26 protein-coding genes, 1 tRNA gene and 2 riboswitches are annotated in these 25335 nt (G+C 60.4%); of the genes, 7 read left to right on the top strand and 20 right to left on the bottom strand.

The genetic code is table 11. The annotated features are described in order from the left end of the window. Positions 1 to 156 precede the first annotated feature (156 nt). Positions 157 to 492: a DUF1636 family protein gene (locus ACR0NW_RS09245; RefSeq protein WP_480450110.1), complete on the top strand. Its 336-nt coding sequence runs from the start codon at positions 157 to 159 to the stop codon at positions 490 to 492. Here ACR0NW_RS09245 and ACR0NW_RS09240 read toward each other — a convergent pair. The 9 genes from ACR0NW_RS09240 to cbiE all read right to left on the bottom strand — a co-directional run bounded on the left by ACR0NW_RS09240 (position 480) and on the right by cbiE (position 7325). Then, positions 480 to 974 (bottom strand): hypothetical protein, encoded by a 495-nt coding sequence (locus tag ACR0NW_RS09240; protein ID WP_480450109.1) that lies wholly within the window; start codon positions 972 to 974, stop codon positions 480 to 482. The two genes, ACR0NW_RS09245 and ACR0NW_RS09240, sit on opposite strands and share 13 nt — an antisense overlap. A gap of 64 nt (positions 975 to 1038) precedes the next feature. Then, the gene (locus tag ACR0NW_RS09235) at positions 1039 to 1737 is read right to left on the bottom strand and encodes a CbtA family protein (RefSeq protein ID WP_480450107.1); all 699 of its coding nucleotides are present in this window, start codon (positions 1735 to 1737) and stop codon (positions 1039 to 1041) included. A gap of 4 nt (positions 1738 to 1741) precedes the next feature. Further along, entirely contained in the window at positions 1742 to 1912 is a 171-nt protein-coding gene (locus ACR0NW_RS09230; RefSeq protein ID WP_170651581.1) for a CbtB domain-containing protein, read from the bottom strand. A 36-nt stretch (positions 1913 to 1948) separates the two neighbouring features. After that, a riboswitch (cobalamin riboswitch) is annotated at positions 1949 to 2156 on the bottom strand. A gap of 43 nt (positions 2157 to 2199) precedes the next feature. Then, positions 2200 to 2943 carry a precorrin-6A synthase (deacetylating) gene (cobF, locus tag ACR0NW_RS09225; protein WP_480450106.1) on the bottom strand — a complete coding sequence of 248 codons (744 nt, stop codon included), beginning with the start codon at positions 2941 to 2943 and terminating at the stop codon, positions 2200 to 2202. Next, a complete protein-coding gene (gene cobA, locus ACR0NW_RS09220) occupies positions 2936 to 3664 on the bottom strand; it encodes a uroporphyrinogen-III C-methyltransferase (RefSeq protein ID WP_480450105.1) in 729 nt (242 codons plus the stop codon). Before cobA ends, cobF begins: the two co-directional genes overlap by 8 nt. After that, complete coding sequence (locus ACR0NW_RS09215; RefSeq protein WP_480450175.1) at positions 3661 to 4983, bottom strand: cobyrinic acid a,c-diamide synthase CobB; 1323 nt, start codon at positions 4981 to 4983, stop codon at positions 3661 to 3663. Before ACR0NW_RS09215 ends, cobA begins: the two co-directional genes overlap by 4 nt. Continuing rightward, positions 4970 to 5764: a precorrin-4 C(11)-methyltransferase gene (cobM, locus tag ACR0NW_RS09210; RefSeq protein ID WP_480450103.1), complete on the bottom strand. Its 795-nt coding sequence runs from the start codon at positions 5762 to 5764 to the stop codon at positions 4970 to 4972. Before cobM ends, ACR0NW_RS09215 begins: the two co-directional genes overlap by 14 nt. Beyond that, a complete protein-coding gene (locus tag ACR0NW_RS09205) occupies positions 5761 to 6129 on the bottom strand; it encodes a cobalamin biosynthesis protein (protein WP_480450101.1) in 369 nt (122 codons plus the stop codon). The genes cobM and ACR0NW_RS09205 overlap by 4 nt, the downstream gene beginning before the upstream one ends. Further along, positions 6126 to 7325, bottom strand: a complete 1200-nt coding sequence (gene cbiE / locus ACR0NW_RS09200; protein ID WP_480450100.1) for a precorrin-6y C5,15-methyltransferase (decarboxylating) subunit CbiE — start codon at positions 7323 to 7325, stop codon at positions 6126 to 6128. Before cbiE ends, ACR0NW_RS09205 begins: the two co-directional genes overlap by 4 nt. Between cbiE and ACR0NW_RS09195 the strand changes: the two genes are divergently transcribed. Further along, complete coding sequence (locus tag ACR0NW_RS09195; protein ID WP_480450099.1) at positions 7324 to 8088, top strand: cobalt-precorrin-6A reductase; 765 nt, start codon at positions 7324 to 7326, stop codon at positions 8086 to 8088. The genes cbiE and ACR0NW_RS09195 overlap by 2 nt on opposite strands. On the opposite strand, the gene cobJ is transcribed toward ACR0NW_RS09195, so the two are convergent. The 8 genes from cobJ to ACR0NW_RS09155 form a co-directional block, all read right to left on the bottom strand. Then, positions 8061 to 8813, bottom strand: coding sequence for a precorrin-3B C(17)-methyltransferase (gene cobJ, locus ACR0NW_RS09190; protein WP_480450098.1), 753 nt, complete (start codon positions 8811 to 8813; stop codon positions 8061 to 8063). The two genes, ACR0NW_RS09195 and cobJ, sit on opposite strands and share 28 nt — an antisense overlap. Beyond that, complete coding sequence (locus ACR0NW_RS09185; RefSeq protein ID WP_480450097.1) at positions 8810 to 9538, bottom strand: precorrin-2 C(20)-methyltransferase; 729 nt, start codon at positions 9536 to 9538, stop codon at positions 8810 to 8812. Before ACR0NW_RS09185 ends, cobJ begins: the two co-directional genes overlap by 4 nt. Next, positions 9535 to 10164: a precorrin-8X methylmutase gene (locus ACR0NW_RS09180; protein ID WP_480450096.1), complete on the bottom strand. Its 630-nt coding sequence runs from the start codon at positions 10162 to 10164 to the stop codon at positions 9535 to 9537. Before ACR0NW_RS09180 ends, ACR0NW_RS09185 begins: the two co-directional genes overlap by 4 nt. Then, positions 10164 to 11291, bottom strand: coding sequence for a cobalamin biosynthesis protein CobG (locus ACR0NW_RS09175; protein ID WP_480450095.1), 1128 nt, complete (start codon positions 11289 to 11291; stop codon positions 10164 to 10166). The genes ACR0NW_RS09180 and ACR0NW_RS09175 overlap by 1 nt, the downstream gene beginning before the upstream one ends. After that, positions 11288 to 14581, bottom strand: coding sequence for a cobaltochelatase subunit CobN (gene cobN, locus ACR0NW_RS09170; protein ID WP_480450094.1), 3294 nt, complete (start codon positions 14579 to 14581; stop codon positions 11288 to 11290). Before cobN ends, ACR0NW_RS09175 begins: the two co-directional genes overlap by 4 nt. 6 nt (positions 14582 to 14587) lie before the next feature. Further along, positions 14588 to 15643 carry a cobalamin biosynthesis protein CobW gene (gene cobW, locus ACR0NW_RS09165; RefSeq protein WP_480450093.1) on the bottom strand — a complete coding sequence of 352 codons (1056 nt, stop codon included), beginning with the start codon at positions 15641 to 15643 and terminating at the stop codon, positions 14588 to 14590. Then, positions 15640 to 16020 (bottom strand): DUF1636 family protein, encoded by a 381-nt coding sequence (locus ACR0NW_RS09160; protein WP_480450092.1) that lies wholly within the window; start codon positions 16018 to 16020, stop codon positions 15640 to 15642. The genes cobW and ACR0NW_RS09160 overlap by 4 nt, the downstream gene beginning before the upstream one ends. Positions 16021 to 16114: 94 nt before the next feature. Continuing rightward, positions 16115 to 16335, bottom strand: a riboswitch (cobalamin riboswitch). 72 nt (positions 16336 to 16407) lie between these two features. Further along, entirely contained in the window at positions 16408 to 17292 is an 885-nt protein-coding gene (locus ACR0NW_RS09155; protein WP_480450091.1) for a LysR substrate-binding domain-containing protein, read from the bottom strand. A 121-nt stretch (positions 17293 to 17413) separates the two neighbouring features. Between ACR0NW_RS09155 and ACR0NW_RS09150 the strand changes: the two genes are divergently transcribed. Then, positions 17414 to 18379: an NAD(P)-dependent oxidoreductase gene (locus ACR0NW_RS09150; RefSeq protein ID WP_480450090.1), complete on the top strand. Its 966-nt coding sequence runs from the start codon at positions 17414 to 17416 to the stop codon at positions 18377 to 18379. Positions 18380 to 18807: 428 nt separating this feature from the next. Here ACR0NW_RS09150 and ACR0NW_RS09145 read toward each other — a convergent pair whose 3' ends face one another. Next, on the bottom strand, positions 18808 to 19902 hold the full coding sequence (locus ACR0NW_RS09145) for a sterol desaturase family protein (protein ID WP_480450088.1): 1095 nt from the start codon (positions 19900 to 19902) through the stop codon (positions 18808 to 18810). On the opposite strand from ACR0NW_RS09145, the gene ACR0NW_RS09140 reads away from it, so the two are divergent. After that, on the top strand, positions 19867 to 20091 hold the full coding sequence (locus ACR0NW_RS09140; protein ID WP_480450087.1) for a hypothetical protein: 225 nt from the start codon (positions 19867 to 19869) through the stop codon (positions 20089 to 20091). The genes ACR0NW_RS09145 and ACR0NW_RS09140 overlap by 36 nt on opposite strands. Positions 20092 to 20352: 261 nt before the next feature. On the opposite strand, the gene ACR0NW_RS09135 is transcribed toward ACR0NW_RS09140, so the two are convergent. Further along, positions 20353 to 20426 (bottom strand) — tRNA-Cys (locus tag ACR0NW_RS09135). 267 nt (positions 20427 to 20693) lie between these two features. On the opposite strand from ACR0NW_RS09135, the gene ACR0NW_RS09130 reads away from it, so the two are divergent. The 3 genes from ACR0NW_RS09130 (at position 20694) to ACR0NW_RS09120 (ending at position 23829) form a co-directional block, all read left to right on the top strand. Further along, positions 20694 to 21347: a protein-L-isoaspartate O-methyltransferase family protein gene (locus ACR0NW_RS09130; RefSeq protein ID WP_480450086.1), complete on the top strand. Its 654-nt coding sequence runs from the start codon at positions 20694 to 20696 to the stop codon at positions 21345 to 21347. Between the two features lie 94 nt (positions 21348 to 21441). Next, positions 21442 to 22860 (top strand): TolC family outer membrane protein, encoded by a 1419-nt coding sequence (locus tag ACR0NW_RS09125; protein WP_480450085.1) that lies wholly within the window; start codon positions 21442 to 21444, stop codon positions 22858 to 22860. Between the two features lie 75 nt (positions 22861 to 22935). Then, positions 22936 to 23829 carry a hypothetical protein gene (locus ACR0NW_RS09120; RefSeq protein WP_480450084.1) on the top strand — a complete coding sequence of 298 codons (894 nt, stop codon included), beginning with the start codon at positions 22936 to 22938 and terminating at the stop codon, positions 23827 to 23829. 3 nt (positions 23830 to 23832) lie between these two features. On the opposite strand, the gene ACR0NW_RS09115 is transcribed toward ACR0NW_RS09120, so the two are convergent. Continuing rightward, on the bottom strand, positions 23833 to 25290 hold the full coding sequence (locus ACR0NW_RS09115) for a cobyric acid synthase (RefSeq protein ID WP_480450083.1): 1458 nt from the start codon (positions 25288 to 25290) through the stop codon (positions 23833 to 23835). Between the last annotated feature and the right edge of the window lie 45 nt (positions 25291 to 25335).

Genomic DNA, 25335 nt, shown 5'->3' with positions numbered 1-25335 from the left:
GTGTCTTCACGCGGACTTGATGCCAGAATTCTGCTTTGTACGCGCTCACATTCCCGTGTGTATTTGCGGGTTGAGTGCTTGCATACAGCCACCGAAAGCCGCAGTAACTGTAAAAACATGGACGAGGGCGGGATGAGTTCAGAGCGGATGAGGCTGATGATCTGCAGCAGCTGTACCGGGGCGCGGGATCGCGACGCCGAATGGCTGGCCGTCCGCTCGGCGTTGGTGCGCGCAGGGTTGGAGGATCACGTTCAGCTTGGCGTACACGCCTGTTTCAGCAGTTGCGAAGAACCCGCCGCACTTGCGCTGCAGGGGGAAGGCATGGCCTCATATGTATTTTCCGGGATCGATGTGCAGGCTGATGCAGATGATATTGCTGCAACGTGCCAAACTTATCTGAACAGCCCCCTGGGCTGGATTGAAGACGCCCGGCCTTGCGGGCGACTTCGTTTATGTCTGCGCGCGCGTATTCCGGCGTTTCAGTCCACCTGAACCGTCAATTTGGCGCTGACCGGCACGTCGTCCACCGCCAGCGGGCTATGGCTGTTGGCGTTCAGCGACACCTCGACCTCGACCTCGCCTTTAGGCAAATCCGGGATGTGCATCCAGTTGCCATAAAGGCGCGCCAGTTTGGCGCCGTTGATATAGACATGCGCGTGACCTTCGCCCGGCCTGTCATCAGCCGAGGCATTTTCCGGCGCAAAACGGAAATTCTGCGGTTGGACATGCAGGTTCCAACCTGCCATCGGGTCTTTGATCAGGTCGATCTCCAGCCCCGGCGCATCTGGCCCGGCGGGCAGGCTGATGGTTTTGGAATGGTCATGCGCCGCAGCTTCGGTATGCGCGCCGCCGTGATGAGACGGATCTGAATGATCATGACCATCAAAGGTAACACCATTGGCCGCAGCCAACACGAACCCGGCGCCGCCGCCAAAGACCAGACCAATGGCGAAAAGTGCAAGTGAGCGGGACATTTCTTTTCCTTGCAAAAATGAAACGCCCGCCGAATTTACTTCGGCGGGCAAACTTCATGCATGATCAGGTGTTTGCTTCTGCGCGTTTGCTTTCGCTTTGCCAGAAATAACCTGCAAATGCACCGACCAGAATCCACGCCACCAGACCGATGCCGAAGGCGCGCGCGGCGAACAGGGCGCCGATTTCGGTTGGTACAGGACCAGTGAACACATCGGGTTCAGGTGCACCGATGACATGCGGAGCCAGCAAAAGGATCGCTGCAATCACATAGCTGATGATATTGCCCCCAAAGGCAATCAGCCACATGGCCACGGCTGCGGCGGCTGCCGTTGCCCACCACCATATCTGCCGGTCATAGACATCGGCTGCGGCAACTCCGGGTACTTCAGGCGCCAGTGAGAACCCCGGAGCGAAGTGAAGCGCAATAAAGCCGGCAAGGCCCCACAATACGCCGGTTCGGCCGTTGACCTCGTGCCCCTGACCTTCGGCAATCGACATCAGGGCGACCAGAGCCAATGCATACCCAGTGTAGATAAACATCGTGAAGATCACGCTCAGCGCGTCGCGCTGAAGGTCGGAAAACATGCCGGGCAGATCGGGATGGGCTGAAACAGCTTCTCCGCCGAAATGAACCAGTTCACCGGACTCGTAAAGTTCCGCGTGCAGCAATACCGGCTGCACGAATGCAAGCTGCAGCAGAGCGGCTATCAGCCCTGCTGCAGCACCAGCGAACAACGCGCTGGTCAGAATGCGACTGAACATGGTCTCAGTGGCAGGGAAAGCCGGTTGCGTGACGCACGTCGTGTGCGGCGTCGTGCAGGGCCGATGCCTGAACGTGGCCAGCCAGAGTAACGATCCCCAGACCCAGAACCACAGCGAAAATGGCGGGAAGGATGCCTGTATTCGCGGCGGATGCCTTAAGCGTTTTTGTCGTCATTTCTTGTCCTCCTGTGCCGCCGCACCCGACGGCCGGTTTTTAGTTTCTCGCCTGGCAGGTCTCCTGGCTTGCGGGTCGGTGCCTCTGTTCGCCTTCCCCCCGAAGATCGGGAGTGGCCGGTTGAACAGGGGCTCACCACTTACAGTCGCGGGGGCGGCTCTGGCTTTGACTTTCACGAAAGTCGCACCAAATTCCCTCTTAGCATCCGGATTGCTCCGGCGGGACCAGACCCTTCCATTTAGCCGTTAAGGCGACGAAGGCGCAATCATCATTTGCGACGTTTTAGGTCAGTTCTCGCGCCTTTTCAGCAAATAGATATCCATGATCCAGCCATGCGCAGCCCTGTGCATCGCGCGGTTGGCCAGAATCTCCTGGCAAACTTCATTCAAGGGACCTTTGATCAGGATTTCCTCTTTCATCCCGACGTAAGCGCCCCACCAGATGTCATAATCGGCCATCTCAAGGCTCTGGAACGAGCACTCTCCGTCCAGCATCACCGCCACTTTCGAAGCGTGTTCCGGCCAGCCTTCCTCGCGGATTCTCCGCCCAGTGGTCACAACGTATGGTGCGCCCAGATCATTGATCGGAATCGAATGGGCTGCCGTCAACGCTTGCAGCGCGGTAATGCCGGGGATCACTCGGGTCTCTGGTTGCGGGTCCAGTCGTGAGGCGATTCGCAGCGAACTGTCATAAAGCGACGGGTCGCCCCAGATCAGCAGGGCGACATGACGTGCGTTAGGATGGGCCGAGATCGCTTCCTGCCAGCGCAGGGCAATGGCGTCATGCCATTCGTCCACACCACGAAGATAGCCATCGTCGGAGCGGCGCTTTGGGATATCGAAATAGGCAATCTGGGGTGGGGTGTCCGTCACTGAAGCAATGATTTCTTCCCGCAGCCCGGCCAGATCGGCTTTGTTCTCGCCCTTGCGGGGAATGAGGATCAGGTCTGCAGTCTGAATGGCTTTTGCGCCCTGAAAGGTCACATGGTCGGGGTTGCCGGTGCCGATACCGATCAGGGTCAGGTCAAACATCGTCGAACTCTGCCAAAGGGCCGTACAGGATCAGGGCGGGGGCTGTGCCGATCTCAGCCACCAGCTGCTCGGACAGCGCGCCAACCGTTGCGCGGTGCAACTTTTGATCAGGCGTCGAAACCGACTCGGCCATCAGTGCGGGCGTGTCTAGCGGCAGGCCGTGTTCGTGCAGTGCCTCGACCAGCAATGGAAAAGTGCGTTTGCCCATGAAGACCACTGTCGTCGCATCGGGATCGGCCAGCGCGGGCAGGTTCAGGTCTGTGGGTAACTGGCCGCTGACATCATGGCCGGTGACGAATTGCACCCGCCGGGCGGTCAGGCGCCGTGTCAGCGGGATGCCCGCCGCCGCTGCCGCCGCGACAGCAGAGGGGATGCCGGGGATGATTTCATACTCAATCCCGGCGGCGCGCAGGGCAACGAGTTCCTCTTCAAGCCGCCCGAAAAGCCCGCCATCGCCAGATTTCAAGCGCACAACGCGGGCGCCGGTTTGCGCGTAATCCACCAGCAGGCGGCTTACATGGTCCTGTTTGGGCGAAGGGCGGCCCGCGCGTTTGCCTACGCCCACCAGATCGGCATCCTCGCGCGCATGGCTCAGGATGGGGCCGCTGCTGAGGTCGTCAAACAGCACCGCGTCAGCCTTTTGCATCCGGTCCACGGCCTTGAGCGTCAAAAGTTCAGGATCGCCGGGACCCGAACCGATGAACGAAACGAAACCGCTCATGCTGAGGCCTCCGCGATCAGGTGAAAGAATGTGCCGGTCACGTTGCCACGTACCGATCCTGTCTGCGGGCCTTCTGCGCCTTCTGCATCGAATACCCGTGCCAGCGGCGCGTCGGGCTGTTCAACGATTGAGGAATAGTGGAACTCATGCCCTCGCAGGGCCGTTCCCGTCGCAAATCCGGGCATCGGTACCAGCAACTCTGCCTTGCGATAGCCAAGGTTGAACTTGCGCTTTTCATAAGACGTAACCAGCCCCAGCAGACCAGCCATTTGGTGCCGAACACCTTCCTTGTCGATCAGGGCCTGACCTAGGGTCATATACCCTCCGCATTCGCCATGCACGGGCTTGGTCTCGGCGTGTTTGCGCAACCCGGTCAGAAATGTCCCGGCAGAGGCCAAAGTGCCCGCATGCAATTCCGGATAGCCTCCGGGCAGCCAGACCAGATCGGCATCCGCCGCAGGGGCTTCATCCGCCAGCGGCGAAAACGGCAGGATTTCCGCCCCGGCTGCGCGCCAGCCTTCCAGCAAATGCGGATAGGTAAAAGAAAACGCTGCATCCCGGGCCAGTGCGATCCGTTGAGCCGGGGGCCGCGGCAGCGCGGTTGACGATGGCCCATTAGGGCCTGAGGAAGCCGCCCGCTTGATTGCCTCCAAATCAACATGTTCGCGCAGGAACGCGGCGTATCCTACAATCGCGCTTTCCAGATCAGGATGTTCCACGGCTTGAATCAAACCAAGATGCCGCTCGGGCAGTGTCAGATCTCCGCGACGCGGCAGAACGCCCAGAACAGGCAGGCCCGCGCGTTCCATCCCCAGCCGGGTCAGACGCTCGTGCCGTGGGCTGGCACAACGGTTCAGGATGACACCGGCAAAGGGCAGGTCGGGGTTGTACATCCGAAACCCAAGCGCGGTCGCCGCCGCTGATTGCGCCTGACCGCCCACATCCAGCACCAGCACCACCGGCCAGCCCATCCGCTGCGCGGTTTCGGCGCTGGAGCCGTGCCCCAACTCTCCGGGCTTGGCAACGCCGTCAAACAAACCCATCGAGCCCTCGGCCACAACAATGTCCGCCCCTTCGGCCTGCGCCGAAATTGCGTTCAGCAGGGGCTCATCCATCGCCCAACTATCCAGATTGAACGAGGCCCGCCCCGCAGCCGCCCGGTGAAAGGCCGGGTCGATGTAATCCGGACCGCTTTTGAACGGCTGCACGGTCAGGCCGTCTTCGGCCAGCGCCCGCAGTAGGCCCAGCATGACGGTGGTCTTGCCGGTGCCGGAAGAGGGCGCAGAGATTAGAAGGCCCGGCGGGTTAGTCATCACCATGGCTCCAGCTCGACCACGGGCTGTCAGCGCTTTGCGGGCGATAGCGGCGGTCATAATCCTTTGAATACAGGCAGCTTTCGTCGAACCCTTCGCCAGCCAGTGCTGGTCCCACCATGATCAAGGCGGTGCGAGAGATGCTCTCGTCCAGCGCCTCTTTCAGTGTGGCCAATGTGGCGCGAATGATCCGCTCATCCGGCCAGCTGGCGCGATACACCACAGCCACCGGGCAATCCGCGCCATAAGCAGGCGTCAGATCGACAATCACCTTGTCCAGATTTCCGATAGACAGGTGGATGGCCAGAGTCGCGCCGGTACGGGCAAAGTTCTCCAGCGTTTCACCTTCGGGCATCGAGGACGCGCGACCGGGTGTCCGGGTCAGAACCACCGACTGCGCCAATCCGGGCAGGGTCAGTTCGGTGCCCAGCGAGGCTGCCGCCGCTGCAAAGGAAGGCACGCCGGGGGTCACGCTGACGGGAATCCCCATCTCTTTCAGTCGCCGGATTTGTTCCCCCATCGCCGACCAGACGGACAGGTCACCGGAATGCAGGCGGGCCACGTCCTGACCTGCCTTATGGGCAGTCTCGATCTCAGCCATGATCTGATCCAGATCCATAGGCGCGGTGTTCACGATCTTTGCACCTTCGGGGCAGTGGCCCAGAATCTCTTCGGGCACCAGCGATCCGGCGTAAAGGCACACTGGACAGGACGCGATGATATCGCGCCCGCGCAGGGTCAGCAGGTCGGCGGCGCCTGGTCCGGCGCCGATGAAATGAACGGTCATGTCAGTCCTCCGATGGCGACGGCGCACGTGGCTAGCCGATCGTCCGAGATGTGTCTGGGTGAGGTCAGCCGCGCGCCGGATCCTGCGGCGGCAAGGGCGGATGCTTCGGCCACGCTGCCGGTGCCATAGGTGGCGCGGCTGCGGTTCGAGCAGGTGAGCGTGCGCTGCCCTGCCAGATCGGCAGGCGCGATGAAATGTAGGGGCAGGGCGGTGGCCGTGGCGAATTCCACAAGTGCGGCATGGCCTTTTTTGTCGGCAACGGTGGCCAGAGCTTCGACGTCCTGTCCGGCACTGGCCCGTTCAAAGGCCGCACGCAGGCTGTCCACCGTGGCCGCCGAAGAAAAGCCTAAACCCGCGACGATCATAGGGTCACGCTCCACTGCACAACCGGATAGGCTGATTTCCAGCCGCGCCGGGGTCCAAGAGCCGAGGCTTGCGCCAGTTCGATGCGCAAAAGCTCTCCGCCCAGCTTGTCCTGCCAATGCGCCAGCAAGGCTTCGCTTTCCAGTGTCACCGCGTTGGCGACCAGCCGTGTGCCAGCGGGCAGGGCGGCGTGTAGCCACTCCAGCAGTTCGGTGCTGAGACCGCCGCCGATGAAAACCACGTCCGGCAAGGCAAGACCACCCAGCGATCCCGGGGCGGTGCCATGCACCACGTTCAGCCGATCCTGCCCGAGAGTATCGGCATTGCGCCGAATGCGGTCTGCGCGGTCTTCGCGGGGCTCGATCGTCGTGGCCGTCAGGGTCGGATCACACATCAGCCATTCGATGCTGATCGATCCTGTCCCGCCACCGATGTCCCACAGGTGTTCGCCTCGTTGGGGGGCAAGCGCCGATAGGGTCAGTGCCCGAACAGGGCGTTTGGTGATCTGGCCGTCGGTCTCAAAAATCTCGTCCGGTTTGCCCGAGGCCTTTGGGAAAGCGCGCCCTTGACCGGCAACTTCAAGCCCGACGCAGACCGGGTGGTCGAATCCGCCCAGCAGAGCCTCGGTCAGTGACACGCTGCGCGCGCGTTCGCGCGGCCCGCCGAGGGCTTCCATTACATGCAACTGCGTATCAGCAAAACCAGTATCGGTCAGATAGGTCGCCAGTTCCGCCACGGCCTTGCCGTCACGCAACAAAAGGATCGCGCGCATTCCGGGGGCCAGATGAGGGCGGAGTCGGGTCAGCGGCGCCGCATGCAGGCCAAAGGTCTGCGTGCTTTCCAGCGGCCAGCCCAATCGCGCAGCGGCCAGCGAGAAGGTGGATTGACCGGGCAGGGCCATCCACTCCTCTGCATCGAAATTGCGCGCGATCACCGACCCCGCGCCAAACCAGAACGGATCACCTGAGGCCAGAACAACAGTCGACCGCCCCCGGAATCCGGTGAGGATCGGCAAGCCATCGGCAAATGGAACCGGCCATTCGACCCTTTGCGCGTCGCTCGCGGGGATCAGGGACAGATGCCGCGGCGGTCCCATAATGATTTCGGCGCGCTCCAGCACTTGACGGCTTGCGGGGGGCAGGCCATCCAGTCCATCTTCGCCCAAGCCCAATACGGTCAGCCACGGAGCCTCATGCATGACCAACCTCCTGATCCCCAACGTTCTTATTTTGGGTGGTACGACCGAGGCCAACGCGCTGGCCAAATCTGTGGCCGAGCGGGGCATCCCGGCGACCTATTCTTATGCCGGACGGGTGGACAACCCGCGCCCTCAGCCCTTGCCGGTGCGCGTCGGCGGATTTGGCGGGGCCGAAGGTCTGGCAACCTATCTGAAAGACAACGCAGTTACCCATGTTGTCGATGCCACCCATCCCTTTGCAGCCCAGATGAGCCGGAACGCCGTTGCGGCCTGCCGCGAAACCGAAGTACCGCTGGCCGCTCTGACCCGCCCGGCATGGCGCGCGCAGGACGGTGATCGCTGGCATCACGTTGCCGACATTCAGGCTGCGGTTGCCGCCTTGGCCGGCCCGGCCCAGCGGGTCTTTCTGGCCGTGGGCCGGATGCATCTTGAAGAGTTCGCTGTCCAGCCCCAGCACCACTATCTGCTGCGCTTGGTGGACGAACCCGATGCGCTGCCCCTGCCGAACCGCGACGTGGTTGTATCGCGTGGACCGTTTTCCGAGGCTGATGACCGGGCGCTGATGCAGAACCACGGAACGGAACTGGTGGTGTCCAAGAACGCGGGCGGCATCGGTGCACGCGCCAAGCTGGACGCCGCGCGGGCGCTGGGCTTGCCGGTGCTGATGATCGACCGCCCGGCCTTGCCGAAGCGGACCGAACTGTCGAGCGTGACGCAGGTTCTGGACTGGTTGGATCATTCCGGAGTGAACCTCGGGGTATAGACGATCGGGGCGCTGTCGCGTTCGATCACGCGGGTCAGGGATGAACCCACAATGACCACCGTCTGCATGTCGGCCATGTCCGGTGTCGCCTCGGCCAGTGTCGAGATGCGGATCGCCTCATCGGAGCGTGAAACCGCGCGGGCGAACAGAATCAGACGCTCGGGTTCGCATTCCTCACGCAGGATTTCCAGCGTTTTTACAAACCCTTCCGGGCGGGACTTTGAGCGCGGATTATAGAAGGCCATCGCGAAATCCCCCTGCGCGGCAAGACGCAGGCGTTTTTCGATCAGGGACCATGGTTTCAGATTGTCGCTGAGGTTGATGGCGCAGAAATCATGACCCAGCGGCGCACCGGCCCGCGCCGACGCCGCCAGCATCGCTGTGATTCCAGGCAGCACGTCAATGGGGATTTCGCGCCATTCGGCTGGGCCGTTTTCCAGCGCCTCAAATACTGCCGCTGCCATCGCAAAAACCCCGGGATCGCCGGAGGATACCACGACCACCCGTTTCCCTTCGGCGGCCATCTGCAACGCGTGCTCAGACCGGTCGATCTCAACCCGGTTGTCACTGGCGTGCAGCGTCAGGCCGGGGCGTTGCGCCACACGCGCGACATAGGGGATATAACCGACCACATCCGTTGCCTCGGTCAGCGCGGCCGAAACTTCGGGCGTCACCAGTTCTACGTTGCCGGGTCCAAGGCCCGCGATCTTGACCCAGCCGCTCATGGCCGCCGCCCCTGACCATGCACGATGATGATCGAGAAATACGGGGTAACCTTCTCGCAGGCCTCAGACAGTTTTGTAACTGTCTGGTTCGGCATCTGCGCGAACTCAACAATCCACGCACGGTCAAACAGACCTGCGGTTTTCAGCGCCCGTTTCACCTTGTCGATATTGCGCCCGATCTTCATCACCACCAGCGCGTCCGTCTGCGCCATGCGGCGAGCCAGATCGTCCTCCGGCAGAGTGCCGACCAGTACCGTCAGCACATCATCGCCCCATGTAATTGGGTCGCCGGTTGCCGTCCACGCGCCGGACATGCCGGTGATGGCGGGGACAACTTCGACTTCAGCTTCATCGCGCAAGCGGCTGTAAAGGTGCATGAATGATCCGTAGAAGAACGGATCGCCTTCGCACAGTACGACAACGTCCTCGCCCTGATCCGACAGGGCTTTCAGATGCGCGGCGCAGTCCTTGTAGAACGCCGAAAGCAACTCGTTATAGCGCGGATCGGACACGGGGATTTCCGTGGTGACCGGATATTCCATCGGGAATTCCACCGCATCGCCGGGGATCATACCATTGACGATCTTGCGTGCCTGACCACTGCGGCCGGGTTTGCGAAAGAACGCAACATGGCGTGCATTGCGCAGCAGGCGGTCGGCCCGAACGCTCATCAGGTCCGGATCACCGGGGCCAAGGCCCACGCCGTATATCTTGCCCGCGTTCATTCGGCGCGGCTCGCGATGGCGTTGACGGCCGCGACGGTGATCGCACTGCCGCCCAGACGGCCTTTGACGATGCATGACGGCACAGGCTGAGCCTCCCACAGGGCGTCTTTGGATTCGACAGCGCCGACGAAGCCCACCGGGCAGCCGATGATGGCGGCGGGGCGTGGGCACTCGGGGTCTTCCAGCATGTTCAGCAGGTGAAACAGGGCGGTCGGCGCGTTGCCGATGGCGACAAGTGCACCCTCCAGATGCGGGCGCCATAGCTCCAGCGCAGCGGCAGATCGGGTGTTGCTCATCTCGGCGGCCAGTGGGCGCACGCGTTCGTCATGCAGAGTGCAGATCACCTCGTTGTCGGAGGGCAGGCGGAACCGGGTCACACCTTCGCTGACCATGCGCGCGTCGCACAGGATTGGCGCGCCGTTTTCCAGGGCGGTACGGGCTGCAGTGACAAATCCGGGCGAAAACCGCACGAATTCCTCCAGCCCCACCATCCCGGCGGCATGGATCATGCGGACGGCGACCTGTTCCTCGTCGGCGTCGAAACGGGCCAGATCGGCCTCGGACCGGATGGTGGCAAAGCTCTCCTTATAGATCGCCGCGCCATCGGTTTCATATTCATAGGGCATCAGGTCAGGTCCATGGTCATGAGTGTTTCGGGGGTCAGCCCGCGCTGGCTGGGCTCATCCCCCGCGCGGCCTTGTTTGACAAGATCAAATCGTCCATCGCGGCCGACCAAAGTGAAATCCGCAGCGCCCATCCGGGCGCAGCCTTTGGCGCAACCCGACACGTGCAGACTGCCGTCAACATGAGGTGCCAGCAAACGGGCGATCTCACGCGTTTCCGCTTGCGCCTGCGGGCAGAACGGTGCCCCGGGGCAGGCGTCGGTTGTCATCAGCGGGTCGGTGCCATCTGTCACAAAGTCACGGGCGGATATCGCCGCCCCGCCTTCCAACAGGATCAATCGCCACGGGGTGACCCGCAAGGCGGATGCGCCCGAGGCCGCGATCAGGTCGGCCAAAGGCCGCGCGGGCAATTGCCCGAACGCCGCACCGTAAAGGGTTCCCAGGTCGCAGGGGCCGGGCTGGATCGGATCACCAACAGGTCCGGGGATGCAGCCTTGCCAAGTTTTCGGCAGGTCCAAAGGCGCGATAACGCGCGCCATACGTCGGGTGTCGGGGGTGTAATTCTCTGAAAACCAACGGGCTAGAGCGATCAGTTGATCAATGGCCTCGGCCTCGGTCACGCGTTGCCCGGTGTCAGTTCCATCCGCACGTAGGATCAGGCCATCCGGGCTCATCTCCAGCCGGATATCCGCTGAATCGGCAGTCAAAAACCGCGTTGGACCAGTATCGACAGCAAATCCGAATTTGGCTGGCAAAGCGGGCAGTTCTCCAAGCCGGTCAATCAGTTCCTGCGCCAGCCGCGCAGTCAGATCACCCGCCTGATAAAGGGGTGAGACCAGAATGTTGCGCCGTACCTCGATACCCGGTTCGGCATCCAGCAAGTTCAGCGCGGCAAGCTCAGCCAAAAGCGCCTGATGATCGGCTTCGGCCACTCCGCGTAGTTGCAGATTGGCACGGTTGGTCAGGTCGATGGTGCCGTTTCCGAAACGCTCGGCCAGCCTGCAAAGCCCCATGGCCTGATCGGCGCTCAACCGGGCCAGCCGGGGGCGCACCCGCACGACCAGACCGTCGCCCGACATCATCGGGCGATGCGCACCGGGGCACCAGCCCTGTACGATCGGGGCACTCATCTCAATCCCTCCAGATCGGCGCGGATCGAGTTGCGGCGCGTGTTCCAAAGACCGGCCTCCAAAAGCGCGCGGAACCTGTCCTGCATCGCCTGATGGGCCTGCGGGTTGGCCTCTTGCAGGAACGCGTCCACCTCGGCGTCGCCAAGGGTTGCGTCATGGTAGAGGTCGAACAGATGCGGCGCGACCGTGCCCGACAGATGGGCAAAGGACGCCATGTGATCCAGCGTTGCAGCGATCTCGGCAGCCCCGCGGAACCCGTGCCGCTGCATTCCCGCGATCCAGTCGGGGTTGGCCGCACGGGCGTGAACCACGCGGCTGATTTCCTCGGGCAGGGTACGCGCGCGCGGATTGTCCGGGTTGGTATTGTCCAGATGATACAGCTGGGCTTCGCCGCCAGTGATCTTCTTGGCGGCGGCAAACCCGGCCTCGTGCGTGGCATAGTCATTGGCCAGCAAGAGGTCGGTTTCGGTCAGATCTTGCAGATGCACAAAGCTGTCCGCGTTGGCGACGCGCCGAATGATTCCGTCGACATCCTGCGCGATGTGCTCACCTTCGAGTGCGAATGAACTGGCATCCAGCCACGCTTGCCCGGCCTGCGCGCGGGCCTCGTCTGTATAGGTTTCGGACAGATGCGTCATGTTCAGGCCATAACTGCCGGGGGCCGGGCCAAAGACCCGTGCGGCAGGAGCCTGACCGGCGTATGGGTTCCAGTCCGCTGCCTCATCACGGTCAGAAAGCGCGCGGACGGCCTGACCGTAAAGCGCCGAGAGTGTCGGGAACACGTCCCGGAACAGGCCCGAGACGCGCAGGGTCACGTCCAGACGCGGGCGGCTGAGGTCGGTGATCGGCAGGACTTCAATGCCTGAAACCCGTTCCGAGCCTTTGTCCCAGACCGGTTTGACGCCCAGCAGGTGCAGCGCCATTGCGAATTCCTCGCCTGCAGTGCGCATGGTGGCCGAACCCCAAAGGTCGACGATCAGCCCCTTGGGGTAGTCGCCTTCCTCTTGCAGATGCCGCCGTACTAATTCCTCGGCCAGCTTCACGCCCTGAGTATAAGCGGCGCGGGTGGGCACTGAACGCGGGTCGGTGGTGTAGAGGTTGCGCCCGGTGGGCAGCACATCCGACCGACCGCGATAGGGCGAGCCCGAGGGGCCAGCCTCGATCCGTTTTCCAGCCAGTGCACTCAGCAGAGCGGCGCGTTCAGCATGGGCAGAGGGGGCAGGATCGAAATTGCCCGAAACCTCGGGCACGCGGCCAAAGACATGCAGCCCATCGCCGAACTGACTTTCCTTGATGTCACAGACAAAGCGGTCAATGCGGGTGATCGCCTCGGCGGTGCAGGTGGCCTGATTGAGGCCAAGGTCGCTTTCCAGCCCGATCGCTTGTGCCTCGTCCCGGATATCCGCCTGCAATCGGTCGCGGCGCTTTGGGTCCAGCCCGTCGGCGTTCGAGAACTCATCCAACAGTGATTCCAGCCGCACCATTCGATCCGGCGTGCCGCTTTCCTTCATCGGGGGCGGTATATGGCCTAGTGTGATGGCTCCGATCCGGCGTTTCGCCTGCGCGGCCTCGCCGGGGTCGTTGACGATGAAGGGGTAGATCACCGGCAGATCGCGGATCAGCGCCTCGGGCCAGCACTCGGCGGACAGAGCAACCGATTTGCCGGGCAGCCATTCCAGTGTTCCATGCGCGCCGATATGGATCAGCGCATCCACGCCCAACCCTTTGCGCAGCCACAGGTAGAAGGCGACATAGCTGTGGCGCGGCGTACGCGAGAGGTCATGGTAATCATCATCACGCAGCTCCGGCGTGCCGCGTTCAGGCTGCAGCGCGACCAGCGCCTTGCCACGACGCAGGGCGGTGAAATGGAAGGCGCCATCGGTGAAGTTCGGATCATCCTCGGGATTGCCCCAGACGGTTTGCAGATCTGCGCGCAGAGTTTCCGGCAATTCTGCCAATGCAATCTGATACTCCGCAACCGGCCACGAAATCCGTGCGTCCAACAAGGTTTTGGCAATAGGCTCGGCCGGCGCGGTGTCATAGCCTTCGCCCTGCAGATCGGACAACATCGCCTCAGCCGACGCCAATGCGTCCAGACCCACGGCGTGGGCCATCTGCCAGTCCTTGCCGGGGTAGGTAGATAGCACCAGCGCCGGGACCTGATCGACCTCGGGTTTTTCATGCAGTTTTAGCCAGCCGGTTACACGGTCGATGATCGCTTCGATCCGATCCGGTTCGGCCCGGTGGGCGAATCGGGAATATTCCAGATGCGGGTCGCGCTTACCCGGTTCCTTGAACGAAGCGATACCAGCTGAAATACGACCGTCCACCTCGGGCAGAACCACATGCATGGCGAGGTCGGCGGGGGACAGGCCGCGTTCTGCCTCGGCCCACGCTTTGCGGCGCGAGGTGGCGAGTGCGACCTGAAACACCGGAACGTTGGCTGCATCCAACGGCGACGTTCCCGACGCGCCCTTGCCCGAGAATGAAGTGGCGTTGATGATCGCAGACGTGGCCAGTGCTACGACGTGTTCGCGCAGCCAATCGGCAGCAAACGGAGCTTTCAATGAAGGCGCAAACAGACCCACGGCGTCGAAACCGCGCGCGCGGAGGCGGTGGATCAGGGCGGCAACCGGGGCCGTGTCGGCCGAGGTCAGATAGGCCCGGTAGAACGTCACCAGGATGCGTTTCGCATCACCCGTGAAGGCCTTGTCCACCGGTATCACGCCGCGATCCGGGCACCATGCGCCGCACTCGGGCAGGGTCTTTGCACCCATCACCGGACCGGCGTACAACCCCGCCGCCAGTGCCATCTGGGCCAGCGCGGCCTGCGCTGCGACCTCGCCGCCCGTGTCACACAGATGCGCCAGCCGCCGCAGGGTCGAGACGGGCAGGGTGGAATAGTCGTCCAGCCGTGTATCCTCGCGCCCGTCCGCAGGTAACACGGCCAGAGCAATGCCCTTGGCCTGCGCCAGTGCCAGCACCTGCTGCACCCCATAGGACCAGTAGGGTACACCACCGATCAGGCGGATCAGGATGCCTTTCGCGCCTTCCAGCGTCTGTTCGACATATGTATCGACTGATAGTGGGTGCTTCAGTGCCGTCAGGTTGGCCAGCCGCATCGTCGGCATCCGCCCCTCGGGCCCGCCACCGCGATGCCAGCCCGCCGCGAAAGCGCCAAGGTCGCTGTCCGAAAAGGACAGCACCACCAGATCCGCCGGGCTCTGGCTCAGATCGGTCGGGGTCTCGGTTTCTTCTAACCCGTGGCTTTCGCGGAAGACGACGTGCATGTGCGGTTACTCGGCGGCCTCGGCAATACCCACGAGGATATCGTGGATTTGGGCCTCTTTGATGTCGTCATGCTCGGCAATGACCACCAGACGCGAGCGACGCTCTTCACCGGGTTCCCACGGGCGGTCATACTGGTGACGCACGCGCGCGCCAACGGCCTGCACCAGCAGGCGCATCGGTTTACCCTGAACGGCGGCATAACCTTTGACGCGCAGGATGTTCAGCTCGTTGGCCAGACGTTCAATATTGGCGACCAGTTCCGCCGGGTCGGTCTGTTCCGGCAGTTCAACGATGATGCTTTCGAAATCGTCATGTTCATGGTCGTGATGACCGTCGTGATGCGACGGACGGGCGTCCATGTCATCCTCGGCGGCGGCCTCAAGTCCCAATACAACGCGCACGTCAACGGCACCTTCAGCCACCTCGACGACGGGCAGAGGGCGCGGGGCTTCGGCGGCGATGATCTCTTTGGCTTTGGCCACACCCTCGGATCCGGCCAGATCGGGTTTGGTCAGCAGGATGATGTCGGCACACGAAATCTGATCCTCGAACACTTCGGACAGCGGCGTTTCGTGGTCAATCGAGTCATCGGCCAAGCGCTGGGCATCCACAGCTTCGACATTCGGCGCGAAGCGACCGGCGGCCACGGCTTCGGCGTCAGCCAGAGCGATCACGCCGTCCACGGTGATTTTTGAGCGGATATCCGGCCAGTCGAATGCCTTCAGCAGCGGCTTGGGCAGCGCGAGGCCGGAGGTCTCGATCAGGATGTGGTCAGGGCGCGGTTCCAGCGCCATCAGCGCCTCAATGGTCGGGATGAAGTCATCGGCCACGGTGCAGCAGATGCAGCCGTTGGCCAATTCCATGATGTTTTCAGCCGGGCAATCCGGGATCGCGCAGGATTTCAGGATGTCGCCATCGACGCCGACATCGCCGAATTCGTTGACCACAACGGCCAGACGCTTGCCTTGCGGGTTCTGCATCAGGTGGCGCACCAGCGTGGTTTTGCCCGAGCCCAGAAAGCCGGTGATCACAGTGACGGGGAGTTTTTCGAGGTTGCTCATTTCAGGGCTCCAATCGGGGGAATGCGGGCCGCACAGTTTTTGCGGAAATGTTCAGGACGTTCGCGCCATTTTACCAGACCGTCTTCGGTCTCAAGATATTTGGTGGCGCCTTCGACGATGGTTTCGACGTGGTCGGTTTCGTTCAGGTTTTCGTAGACAAAGGTCCAGCGGGACGGGCCGCCGCGCAGCACGATCGAACAGCCCTGATCGCAGTTCGACAGACATTCCACTGCTTTCAGGTTTACTCCGTCCGGCAACTCGGCCTGTTCCAGCGCTTTGTGCAACAAGGTGCCGGGGCGCTGTGCGTCGTCCTCGATAGGCAGCCCACGACGGCACGTGGTGCAGACCAGCAGCTCGACTGGCGCGGTCTCGGTCATGTCTCTCATCCCCCCAAATCCTCTTCGCGGGGGACGGGGTTTCATGCGGGCCACGTATCGCGACATGGACCCGGCACCGGAACACCCCGCCCGGTTACATCTACGGCTGCTGGCAGGTCTCCCGGCTTGCGGATGTCAGAGGCCCGGTTTGTCTGGGTCCTCTGGCAGATGTCCCGCCTTCCCGGCCTTGCGGGCCAGTGGCTTTGGGCACCCTCTCCGGTCACGGTCGCGGGGGCGGCTGCGTTTGACGGAAAACCGCTGACGCATTCCCTTTTCATCCATTCAAAAATGGACACCAACGCATGCGACATGCGGCACGGGCAGGGGGCTTGTCAAGCGTACTGGCGCCCTTGTGACACGCCGCATCCGAAAAGCGACTTGAGGCAGTCAGTCAGCGTCATAGGTTGCCAAACGCTCCTGCAACCATGCCTCAAACAGCCGCGCAGGAGTGGATGGCTGCGACCCCGTTGTCGCGCGGATCAGGTAATGCGACTGGGCAAATGGAATCGGCGGCCCCACCAACTGCAGCGGTGCGCCCTGCGCGATGGCGTTGCGGGCAAACCGGGTTAGAACGGTGGCATACCCAGCGCCTGCCATCACCAGTTGCAGCGCGGCCACCGTCGTGTCCACAGAATGACGGGCCGAATTCTCGGCAACGGCGAGGCCATTGGGTTCGAAATATCTAGCCCAATTGTCTTCATATCCCAGAATATGAACCAGAGGTCCGTTTCGCAGGTCTTTGAGCCCGGGGATCGGGTCACCAGCACGACAGACAGGCACAATGGTTTCAGAGCAGAGCTTTTCGGCGATCACACCGGGCCAGTCGCCATATCCCAGCCGAATTTCTACATCCACGTCCCCCGGAGCAACGCTGTCATTCCAAATATGGGACACAAGGCGCACGGGAATATCAGGGAACTGGCGACAGAACTCAGGCAACTCGGCTGCAATCCAATAGGTGGCGGTTGAAATGGCCGCCCTGATGGTCAGGCTTTGCCGGGTCGCCGGTCCAAACAGACTGTTGGTACTCAGAGCGATGTCGGACAGCGCCCGCCGGACAGTCAGCGCATAGGACTGTCCCAGTTCGGTCAGGTCTAGTCGGCGAGCATTGCGAGTGAACAGTTTTTCCCCAAGTTCAGCCTCAAGTGACCTTATGTGCAGCGAAACCGCTGTTTGTGTCAGGCCCAGTTCCTGCGCTGCGACAGTAAAGTTCTGATGGCGCGCGGCAGATTCGAAACTGCGCAGCCAGGCTGGATTTGGGAGGCGGTCCATTTATCACCAAAATTTTTTTATGATTGTGACCGTTATTATTCGTTTCTGTTGCTCTTATCCAGCATTGATAATCCGCGTGTGAATCGCGAATGCGCAATTGGCCAATCTGGGAGGAATAGGCATGAAAGTTGGCTTCATAGGTTTGGGAAACGTGGGCGGCAAGCTTTCGGGTTCGCTGTTGCGCAATGGGGTCGATCTGACCGTTCATGATCTGAACAGGGATCTGGTCGACGAATTTGTTGCTCGTGGCGCGAAAGCGGCGGACAATCCAGCGCAGTTGATGCGCGACTGTGATGCGGTCATAACCTGTCTGCCGTCGCCTTCGGCTTCGGACGCGGTGATGCAACAGATGTTGCCCGAGGTGAAAGAAGGCAAGATCTGGATGGAGATGTCCACCACGGATGAGGCCGAAGCGAAACGCCTAGGCGCCATGGTTATCGAGCGCGGCGGTGCGGCAGTGGATTGCCCGGTCTCGGGGGGGTGCCATCGGGCGGCGACCGGCAATATCTCGATATTCGCAGGCTGTGATCGCGCGACGTTCGAACAAATTTTGCCATTTCTGACCACGATGGGCCGCCGTATCCTGCATACCGGCGATCTGGGCTCTGCTTCCGTCCTTAAGGTTTTGACCAACTATCTGGCGACCGCCAACCTGATCACCTGCGCCGAGGCGCTGGTCACTGCAAAAGCGGCCGGCATGGACCTGAACACAACCTATGAAGCCATCAAAATTTCGTCTGGCACCTCGTTTGTGCATGAAACCGAAAGCCAGGTGATCCTGAACGGCTCGCGCGATATCTCATTCACCATGGATCTGGTTAAAAAGGATATCGGTCTGTTTCAGGAAGTAGCGGACCGGACCGGTGTTCCGCTGGAGATGAACCCGGTGATGATCAAGATTATCGAAGACGGCATCGCCCGGTACGGTGATCGCGAACTGTCTCCGAACATCATCCGCCGTCTCGAGGATGCAACGGGTATCGACGTCCGCGCCCCCGGATTTCCAACCGAAATGCTGGATGATGAACCGGAAGAGGCGGGATACGAAGTGATCCCGCAAGGCAAGGAGTTGAAAGCGGCAGAGTAATCCGCAAGTAAGTTCAGGTGCGGGCAGCCTGTGGAACAGACTGCCCGTAGAATTGTTCTTGCTGGTTCACGTCTTATGTTAGTGTTCTGTACAACAGGACGCTGCCAAAGCGTGGAGGATGCCATGGCCTGCTCTCGAACTATAATTGCCCTGGTCGTTGTGTGCATTTTGGCCGGGTGCGAAACCGGGACGGGGCCGATCGGATCATCCGACGTTTCGCGCGCTGACTACGAGCGTCACAAGGCCAATCGCCAATCCTATATGTATCAGGGCTTGTAATAAACAGTCCGCAGCGGCTTTACCTGAGCAGCTAGTGGTGAGCAGCTTATCCCAACATCAGCTTTGAACGGAACGTGCATTCAGTGGCCGATGGGCCGCTTTCTGTGTTCGCTCCGCCGACCTATTTATTCGGCGGCAGATTGTGTTGGTTACCTGTCCTCGGTCTTGAACCGCCCAGAGCCGCCATCGGATGAAACAACCAGCGACAGGTCAGTCGGACTTGATGCTTCCTCGGGGGGCTTGCTCTCCTTCGGACGCATGTGCTTGGGCGGAAACACAAACACATTGCGCCAGCCGCTTTTGAACAAAGCGTAGGCGTTCTTGAACGGGCGAAAGTACAAGGCTCGGGGGCTGTTCCAGGTGCCGTCTTCTCCATTCCCCAGACCATAATCCAGTGTTTCCCGAGTTTTTGGCGAGTACAATGTACCAGCCGCCCAATCCCAGAACGCAAAAATGAATCCCATGTTCTTGTCCCAATGGCGGATGGCCTTGGAGTGGTGGACCTGATGTTGTGCCGGGCTGACAACAACGTGCTGCAGCCAATTCGGATACCGAAGCCAGACATGGCTGTGCCGCAGGTTGAACGCGGCAACGAAGAAGACGAACATCACAATGTTCAACTGAAACAAAGTGAATTCTCGGGCGCCGCTTCCAAAAATTTGATCCAGCAAGCCAAACGTTACACCCACTGCAAATGCGCCCATCATCGAGGAAACCGCTTCTTCGAACGGATGCATACGCGCAGCCGTCAACGGCGTCATGACCTCGGCCGAGTGGTGAACCTTGTGAAATTCCCACAAAACAGGAACTTTGTGGAAAATATAGTGGCCAAACCACAGCGCGCCATCAAAAGCCAGAGTGACCGCGACGGTGTAAATCAAGGTAACACCCCACGAAGGTTGTTCGGGGCCCGCAGGAGCCGATCCGAATAAGGATTCAACGATGTGAAACCAAAATTGTGACTGAATCAGGATCGACGCATAGATCGCTGCAATGATCGATTTATTGAAAAAAAACATGAAATAGTCGGCTTTGGCAGAGTCGTGGGTGACGACATCCCATGGCACCAGCCAATTGAGTAATCCTTTAACTCCCGACAACCCGCGTGCAGACCGTTCGCGCCAATAGATGAAAATGGCAAAAGCCAGTGCGGTAGCCAGATAGAAAATCGACAGTCGTTGAGTTGGGTCGAACAGCAGTTCCACAGGATGGCGGATCGCCGCCAGAATACTTTCACCAGTCATTGCCTCGAAATCCTGCCCGAGTATTTTGATTTTGCACTTGCTTACCAAAACGACGTGGCATTTTTGGGGCGGTATTGCGATTGGCAATTGGTCTTGCGCAAGGGCGCGATCATCCTGAGCGTGCAACTATGCTTTGCAATTGCCAGATCAATTGAACCTGTTGATTTCTTACTTTTCTTCCTGCCTTGAAATTTCCGATGCAATTCAAACAAGATGGTCAATGCGTGCGTGCCGGTCGCGGGCTCGACCAACTAGCAAATCAAAAGGATTGGTCGCTTTTCTTTGCCGCTGCTGTGATCAAACGCAACACTGCCGCTTCGCCTGCTGAGAGTACGAGAGCTTTCAACATACTGGAATGCTTAAATAATTCTCCTCCAGTAAAAGCTATCAACGCAACTGAAAATGCCCCGATGGGACGCGGAGAGAAGGGAGCTATGCGTTTGGGAAGAATGGAGGCGAGTACCGGAATCGAACCGGTGTACACGGATTTGCAATCCGCTGCGTCACCACTCCGCCAACTCGCCTAAGGTGGTGTAAAAAAGGGCTTTAGCCGAGTCGCGATGTGGGCGCAAGTGCAGTCTCCAAACAATTGCCCAAACATTCATGTTTCGGTTCCGTTCTGCGGATTCTCTGATCCGTTTCGCTAGATAATTAAGTTGGGTGTCAAATTTGCGCGGATCGGCGGTCAGGCAAACTTGCTGACTGCGACCGGATTTCATACCTGAAGGCGTTGCTGGTGCGACCGGGATGTGGCAAAAGCCGGTAACCGAGGGATAAATAAGAGCGATCCAATGACAGATTTCGCAGCCCGCCGCCGGACGATGGTCGATACCCAGGTTCGCCCGTCCGATGTGACCAAGTTCCCGATCATCGATGCCATGCTGTCGGTGCCGCGCGAAAAGTTCGTGCCGGATGCCCTGCGCGAAGCCGCCTATGTCGGCGATCTGATGGACATCGGGAATGGTCGCTGCCTGCTGGAGCCCAGAACTCTGGCCAAGATGTTGGACGCACTCAACATTTCCAATGAGGAATTGGTTTTGGATATCGCGCCGGCCTTGGGATATTCGACCGCTGTGACGGCTCGTATGGCCCAGCTTGTCGTGGCCGTCGAAGAGGATGAGCAACTCGCATCCGAGGCGCAGGACCTTCTGACGGAAACCGATGTGGACAATGCAATCGTTCACACCGGACCGCTTGCCCAGGGGGCTGCAGAACACGGACCTTACGATGTAATACTTGTTCAGGGTGGCGTTGAACGCGTCTCGGACGAATTGCTGGATCAACTGAAGGATCATGGCCGCATCGCGTGCGTGTTCATGGAGGGCGATCTGGGGACCGTTAAAATCGGTCACAAGGCCGGAGGGCGCGTCACATGGCGTTTTGCTTTCAACGCAAGCGCACCGATTTTACCGGGGTTTTCCGCAGAGTGTGCATTTTCGCTATAGTTCGCGAACGGATTTCTGAGGCATCTTGATTAGTTCAAGTCAAAGGCGCAAACTGCCTGTTGGGCAGGTTTTTTTGATTTGAGAGGAACAACAAATGCGCAGAGCGACAGGAAGAAAAGCCGTCAAGGCTTTCGCGTTCGCGGCGGGGCTGGCATTGACCATAGCTCCGATAAGGCAGGCATCGGCCGATAATCTCACGGACGCCTTCATTGGCGCCTACAACACGAGCGGGCTGTTAGAGCAGAACAGGGCATTATTGCGGGCCGCCGACGAAGATGTGGCGATCGCGCTTTCGGCGCTGCGCCCGATCATCGATTGGACAGCCAGGGTCAACCGGGACTACACCCGAACACGCACCAGCGGGGTCGTCGTCACGACGGAACCGTCGCGATTTTTTACCGGACTTACGCTGAGCCAGCTGATCTACGACGGTGGTGCATCCATTCTGGGCAAACAGTCGGCTCAGGAAACAGTACTTTCAACGCGTCAATCCCTGATCGATATCGAGCAACAGGTTCTGTTCCGGGCGGCAATAGCTTATCTGGGCGTTCTGCTGCAGGAAGAAACCGTCGGGATCCAGGAAAACGACGTAAACCTCTCGAGTGAGGAACTGAGGGCGACTCAGGACCGCTTTGAAGTTGGCGAAGTGACGCGTACTGACGTGGCCCTCTCTGAGGCCCAGTTGGCAAGTGCCCGCTCAGAGCTTGCGGATGCGAACGGTGATCTCGACACTGCGCGGGCCGAGTATGTGAACGCCGTTGGCAAACAGCCGGGACGGACCGCCGGGCAGCCAAGCCTGCCGAATTTGCCGCGCTCGCTGTCCGAAGCGGTAAGTCTGGCGCAACGAAATCACCCTGCGATTCTTTCGGCGCAACATCAGGTTCGCGCCTTGGATCTTGTCGTTGAACAACAGCGTGCCGGTCTTGGGCCGAATGTGCGTTTGGAGGCAGATGCCGGGATCAGCGAAGACTTCGACAACGATGACTACCAGAATGACGCAGGGGTGGCCTTCACCTTCCGTCAGCCGATTTATGCCGGTGGTCGACTGGCCGCGAATGTGCGCCGCGCAATGGCAAGCCGGGATGCCTCGCGGGCGAATTTGCTGAATGTTCAAAAGGACATCACTCAGGGTGTAACCGACGCTTACGTCCGGTTTGAAACCGCAACAGCCAGCCTGACGGCGTCGACCGAACGCGTTCGTGCGTCGCAGGTTGCATTTGACGGAATTCGCGAAGAGGCGACGTTGGGTGCGCGGACAACGCTGGACGTGCTGACCGCTCAGCAGGATTTGCTGGATGCGCAACTCTCGGAAGTTTCGGCAAGGACCGAGCGTTCGCTGGCGGCTTATCAGTTGCTGCAATCGCAAGGATTGCTGACCGCCGAGCGGTTGGGTCTTGCGGTGCAGATCTATGACCCGACGCTTTACTACAATCTGGTCAAGAAGGCTCCGGCGAAGGTCAGCCGGCAAAGCCGCGACCTGGATCGCGTGCTCAAAGCGTTGCGTCGGGACTGACGGTGATCGCTACCTGTTGTGAGCTGGCACTTGATTGGCTACACTTGAACCCGAGGGTTAGAGCGGTAGAGAACAATGTCAGATAGCGTCGCAAAAGCAGAGATCGAGGACGTTCTGTCCTCGGTCAAACGGTTGGTCAGCGAAGAGGGGCTTTCAGAGTCTTTTGAGTCGTTGCAGTCAGCCAAACGCAAACCAGGTCGGCTGGTTCTGACCGAGGCACTGCGTGTCACTGGTCCGGCGATCATAGACGAAGATGATGAACTGTTGATTCTGTCGCAGGATGAACTGGATGCGTCTCCGGCGTCGGAACCGTCCGAGCTGGGCTCGTTGGATTCGGAGGCAGGTCAGCCGATGTTGCTGCGCCCGTCCGACATCGTAAAAGATGAGGTCCAGGCGGCTGATCCGTCCCTTGCCGACAAAACCCAAACCCCTCAGCCGGAAAATGCTCAGATGCGAGGGGCCGGTGACAATCCCGTTCGTGAGGATCTTGCCGACAGCCTGAGTGCGAAGATCGAAGCTTTGGAGGCGGCGATCGCGCAGACCGAGGATCAGTGGGAACCCGACGGCGAAAGCGACGATGCATATTCTGGAACGCGCATTCGGCCCATGATGTGGACCCGGCCAGAGGCATCGGCGAAGGACCATGAAAATGCCGGGTCGGAAAAGGACAAGCATGTCGATGCCGACGGCGCAGGCGAACCGGCGGATGAAGTATCCACGCCCGACGAACGCGTGATGTTTTCCCGCAGAAGATTTGAACCGAGTGGTGACACCCCTGAAACCAGCACCAACAATGCCGGGTCAGACGAGGGCAAGGGGGCTTTGGACGAAAACGCGCTGCGTGCCTTGGTGTCGGAAGTTGTCCGCGAAGAATTGCAGGGCGTATTGGGTGAGCGGATCACACGAAACGTCCGCAAGCTTGTCCGCCGCGAGATACTTCGCGCTTTGGCGGCAAAAGATCTCGAATAACGATCAGGTTAAATTGACGGGGCCTGACAACGACAGCAACTGGTCCAGGTTCATGTGCTTTTCCAGATGATCTGCCAGTGCATTCAGTGCCTCTTCCACTCCGTCCTCATAGGCCGACTCTGACTTTACGCCCAAACCGGCAAGGTAACTTGCCCGGAATTGGTCGGAAGAGAACACTCCATGCAAATAGCTGCCACGAATGCGGCCATCGCTGCTGACTGCGCCTTCAGGTCGTCCCTCAACCTCCAACCAAGCGCGTGAGCAATCCGGGCCATCAGTGCGGCCCATGTGTATCTCATAGCCGCTGACGGGTTCGCCGTTTGGCAGGGCCTTCGCGGTGGTCAGTCGGACACTCTTTTCACCAGCCATAACCGTGTGAACATCAAGCAATCCCAACCCTTCCACGTCCCCCGGGCGACCATCGACACCATCCGGATCAGAAATGGTTTTGCCAAGCATCTGATAACCACCACACAGCCCCAATACATGACCTCCACGGCGTACATGGGCGCATAGATCGACGTCCCAGCCCTGAGTGCGGAAATATTTCAGATCACCGATTGTCGACTTGCTTCCGGGCAACAGGATCAAATCGGCGTCGCCGGGTAGGGGGCGGCCCGCGGGAACGATCTCGACGCTGACGCCAGGTTCGCAGGACAGGGGGTCGAGGTCATCAAAATTCGCCATCCGCTCAAGCTGAGGTACGGCGATTTTGCAACCGCCGCCATCATGCGAACGGATGTCCATCATATCTTCGGCAGGCAGCCTCCATGCGTCGTGAAACCACGGAACCACTCCAAGGCACGGCCAGCCGGTACGGGCGGCAATCTCGTCGCGGCCTTCGTCAAACAGGCTTACATCACCCTTGAATCGGTTGATGGCAAAGCCCCGGATCATTGCCCGGTCCTGCGCATCCAGAACTGCCTGCGTGCCCACGATCTGTGCAATCACACCACCGCGATGGATGTCGCCTAGAAGAACCACAGGGACGCCAGCCTTGCAGGCGAACCCCATGTTGGCGATGTCACCTTGCCGAAGGTTGGTTTCGGCAGGGCTTCCCGCGCCTTCGATCAGCACCAGATCAGCATCAGCGCACAGGCGGCCAAAGCTTTCCAGCGCGGCGCCCAGCAGTTTGGATTTGTCCTTGCGGTAATCCCCGGCCTTCATCGTGCCAGCGCGACGGCCCTGAACGATGATCTGTGCTCCGGTATCCGTCTCGGGTTTCAGCAGAATCGGGTTCATATCCGTGTGCGGTGATCTGTTTGCGGCCCGCGCCTGCAACGCCTGAGCGCGACCGATCTCACCACCATCTTCAGTAACGGCGGCGTTATTGGACATGTTCTGCGGCTTGAACGGAGCCACACGCAGGCCGCGCCGTGTGAAAGCCCGCGCCAGACCAGCTACGATCACCGATTTTCCGACGTTGCTGCCGGTACCTTGAATCATGATGGCACGAACCATGGCGACCTCCTGCGTTCCTGCGCAGATGACCTGAATTCGCAGTCG

The sequence above is a fragment of the Ruegeria sp. CF5 genome, assembly GCF_056537325.1.
The sequence above is the reverse complement of the archived record's forward strand: the minus strand, read 5'-3'. Positions and strand labels throughout refer to the sequence as shown.